A 3,373-nucleotide genomic window follows, 5' to 3' on the forward strand; every position below is an offset into this window, starting at 1 on the left:
GCCTCCGGGGGCTTGGCCTTCGCCGGCCGAGGTCGCCCGAGGGTGCGCGTGGTGTGCTGGTTCCGCAGCGCCTGCCGGGCCACCGCGACCTGGAGGCGGTTCTGTGCCGGCGCCCGCCAGATGTGGCAGATGGCCAGGGCCAGCGCGTCCGCCGCGTCGGCCGGTTTCGGCGGGGCGTCCAGCCTCAGCAGGCGTGTCACCATGGCTCCCACCTGCGCCTTGTCGGCCCGGCCGCTGCCGGTGACGGCGGCCTTGACCTCGCTGGGGGTGTGCAGCGCGACGGGGATCCCCCGCCGGGCCGCGCAGACCATGGCCACGGCGCTGGCCTGGGCGGTGCCCATCACGGTGCGGACGTTGTGCTGGGCGAAGACCCGTTCCACGGCCACGAACTCAGGCCGGTACTCGTCCAGCCACTTCTCCAGCCCCTGTTCCAGGGCGACCAGCCGCAGCGCGGGCTCGGCGTCCACCGGCGTGCGGACGACGCCGACGCCGCGCATGGTCAGGGGCCGTCCTGCGACCCCCTCGACCACGCCGACGCCGCACCGGGTCAGCCCCGGGTCCACCCCCAGTACCCGCACCGCGTTCGCCTCCTGGACCGTTCCGCGTTCGTTCACCTGTTCCCGCAGGCAGGAAGGCTATCGCGCCGCACCGACAGGAGCCGCGAAGCCGACGGCGGGCCGGCGGAACGTGTCCGTCCCGCCGGCCCGCCGCGGCGCCGCGTCGGAGGTGGCGCCGGTCAGGCGTCGACCTTCTCCATGACCTCGTCGGAGACGTCGAAGTTGGCGTAGACGTTCTGCACGTCGTCGCTGTCCTCGAGCGCGTCGATCAGCTTGAAGATCTTGCGCGCGCCGTCCTCGTCCAGCTCGACCTGCATGGTCGGGACGAAGTTGGCGTCGGCCGAGTCGTAGTCGATGCCGGCTTCCTGCAGCGCGGTGCGGACCGCGACCAGGTCGGTGGCCTCGCTGATGACCTCGAAGGTCTCGCCGAGGTCGTTGACCTCCTCGGCGCCCGCGTCCAGGACCGCGCCGAGGACGTCGTCCTCGCCCAGCTCGCCCTTGGGGACGATCACCACGCCCTTGCGGTTGAACAGGTACGACACCGAGCCGGGGTCGGCCATCGAGCCGCCGTTGCGGGTCATGGCGACCCGCACGTCGGAGGCGGCGCGGTTGCGGTTGTCGGTGAGGCACTCGATGAGCACCGCGACACCGTTCGGGCCGTAGCCCTCGTACATGATCGTCTCGTAGTCGGCGCCGCCGGCCTCGAGGCCCGCGCCGCGCTTGACCGCGGAGTCGATGTTCTTGTTGGGGACCGACGACTTCTTGGCCTTCTGGATGGCGTCGAACAGCGTCGGGTTGCCGTCCGGGTCCGCGCCGCCGGTCCGCGCAGCGACCTCGATGTTCTTGATCAGCTTCGCGAAGAGCTTGCCGCGCTTGGCGTCGATGACGGCCTTCTTGTGCTTCGTCGTGGCCCATTTAGAGTGGCCGGACATCTGCCTGTCTCCTTCGCGTAACCCATCTCCGTACGAACGGCAGAGATCCTACAAGGCTCCCGCCGTCCGCTTCGCCCGCACCATCTCGGCGAACAGCGCGTGCACCCTGCTGTCCCCGGTGAGCTCCGGGTGGAACGCGGTGGCCAGGGCATCGCCCTGACGCACGGCGACCACGGCGCCCTCGTGCCGGGCGAGCACCTCCACGCCCTCCCCGACCGACTCGGCCAGGGGCGCGCGGATGAACACCCCCACCACCGGATCGCCCGTCACGCCGGTCACGTCGAGCACGGCCTCGAAGGACTCGTTCTGCCGCCCGAAGGCGTTGCGGCGCACGGTCATGTCGATCCCGCCGACGCTCTGCTGGCCGGAGCGCGGATCGGCGATCCGGTCGGCGAGCAGGATCATCCCGGCGCAGGTGCCGTAGACCGGCATCCCGGCCCGGACCCGCTCGCGCAGCGGCTCCAGCAGCCCGAACAGCTCGGCCAGCTTGGAGATCACGGTCGACTCCCCGCCCGGCAGGACCAGGCCGTCCACGGCGGCCAGTTCCTCGGGGCGGCGGACGGTGACCGCCGCGGCGCCGGCCTCGGCCAGCGCCGCGAGGTGTTCCCGGACGTCGCCCTGGAGCGCCAGGACGCCGATCACGGGACGGTCGGACTCCGTCATCTCCGGTGTCACCAGCCGCGGTTGGCGTAGCGCTCCGACTCGGGGAGCACGTCGCAGTTGATACCGACCATGGCCTCGCCCAGGTTGCGCGAGGCGTCCGCGACCACCTTGGGGTCGTCGAAGAAGGTGGTGGCCTTGACGATCGCCGCGGCACGCTTGGCCGGGTCGCCGGACTTGAAGATGCCGGAGCCGACGAAAACGCCCTCGGCGCCGAGCTGCCGCATCAGCGCCGCGTCCGCCGGGGTGGCGACGCCGCCGGCGGAGAAGAGCACCACGGGCAGCTTGCCGAGCTCGGCGACCTCCCGGACCAGCTCGTAGGGGGCGCGCAGCTCCTTGGCCGCGGCGTACAGCTCGTGCTCGTCCAGGCCGCGCAGGCGGGAGATGTCTCCCTTGATCTGCCGCAGGTGGCGGACCGCCTCGACGACGTTGCCGGTGCCGGCCTCGCCCTTGGAGCGGATCATCGCGGCGCCCTCGGAGATCCGGCGCAGCGCCTCGCCGAGGTTGGTGGCGCCGCACACGAACGGGGTGGTGAAGGACCACTTGTCGGAGTGGTTGACCTCGTCGGCCGGCGTCAGCACCTCGGACTCGTCGATGTAGTCGACGCCGAGCGCCTGCAGCACCTGCGCCTCGACGAAGTGGCCGATCCGGGACTTGGCCATCACCGGGATGGAGACCGCCTCGATGATGCCCTCGATCATGTCCGGGTCGGACATCCGCGCCACGCCGCCGTCCTTGCGGATGTCGGCCGGCACGCGCTCCAGGGCCATCACGGCGACCGCGCCGGCGTCCTCGGCGATCTTCGCCTGCTCCGGGGTGACGACGTCCATGATGACGCCGCCCTTGAGCTGCTCCGCCATGCCGCGCTTGACGCGGGCGGTGCCGGTGACGGGGGCGGACCCGGAGCCGTTGAGGGTGGACATGAGCATGCCTCACAGGGGTGCGAAGGGATGGTGTGACGACCCGGGGGCAGGGTCCCCGCGTCCCTGTGAGGAAACGCCGCGGGGCGGGTCCGGGACAAGAGCCAATGTGCAGGGCGTGGCCTGCCCGGGGCCCGGGGCCGCTCGGTTCAGACGCGTTCGACGAGCGCGGCGGGGGCCTCGTCGTCCATCTCGAACGCCATCGGGAACGGGGCGTGGCCGGCCAGCCGGAACCACCGCACCTTGCGGTGCCGGCGCAGGGCGCGGGCGGCGCGCACGGCGTCGTTGTGGAACCGGCGGGCCA

Annotated in this window: 4 protein-coding genes; all 4 read right to left on the minus strand. The window is 72.0% G+C overall.

What is annotated here, in order from left to right:
• On the minus strand, positions 1 to 578 hold a 578-nt coding region (ruvC, locus tag HW445_RS23330; RefSeq protein WP_180222918.1), incomplete at its 3' end, for a crossover junction endodeoxyribonuclease RuvC.
• Between the two features lie 158 nt (positions 579 to 736).
• A complete protein-coding gene (locus tag HW445_RS23335; protein ID WP_151774854.1) occupies positions 737 to 1,489 on the minus strand; it encodes a YebC/PmpR family DNA-binding transcriptional regulator in 753 nt (250 codons plus the stop codon).
• A 48-nt stretch (positions 1,490 to 1,537) separates the two neighbouring features.
• A complete protein-coding gene (gene pdxT / locus HW445_RS23340; RefSeq protein ID WP_180222917.1) occupies positions 1,538 to 2,152 on the minus strand; it encodes a pyridoxal 5'-phosphate synthase glutaminase subunit PdxT in 615 nt (204 codons plus the stop codon).
• An 8-nt stretch (positions 2,153 to 2,160) separates the two neighbouring features.
• The gene (gene pdxS, locus HW445_RS23345) at positions 2,161 to 3,078 is read right to left on the minus strand and encodes a pyridoxal 5'-phosphate synthase lyase subunit PdxS (protein WP_374939688.1); all 918 of its coding nucleotides are present in this window, start codon (positions 3,076 to 3,078) and stop codon (positions 2,161 to 2,163) included.
• Positions 3,079 to 3,373: the final 295 nt, after the last annotated feature.

It is taken from the genome of Streptomyces sp. UH6, assembly GCF_013421635.1.
In the GTDB taxonomy this organism is placed as follows: Bacteria; Actinomycetota; Actinomycetes; order Streptomycetales; family Streptomycetaceae; genus Streptomyces; species Streptomyces abyssomicinicus.

Coding starts and splice junctions, on each gene's coding strand:
- pdxT (WP_180222917.1), bottom strand. CDS start 2,152: ATGACGGAGTCCGACCGTCCCGTGATCGGCGTCCTGGCGCTCCAGGGC.
- pdxS (WP_374939688.1), bottom strand. CDS start 3,078: ATGCTCATGTCCACCCTCAACGGCTCCGGGTCCGCCCCCGTCACCGGC.
- HW445_RS23335 (WP_151774854.1), bottom strand. CDS start 1,489: ATGTCCGGCCACTCTAAATGGGCCACGACGAAGCACAAGAAGGCCGTC.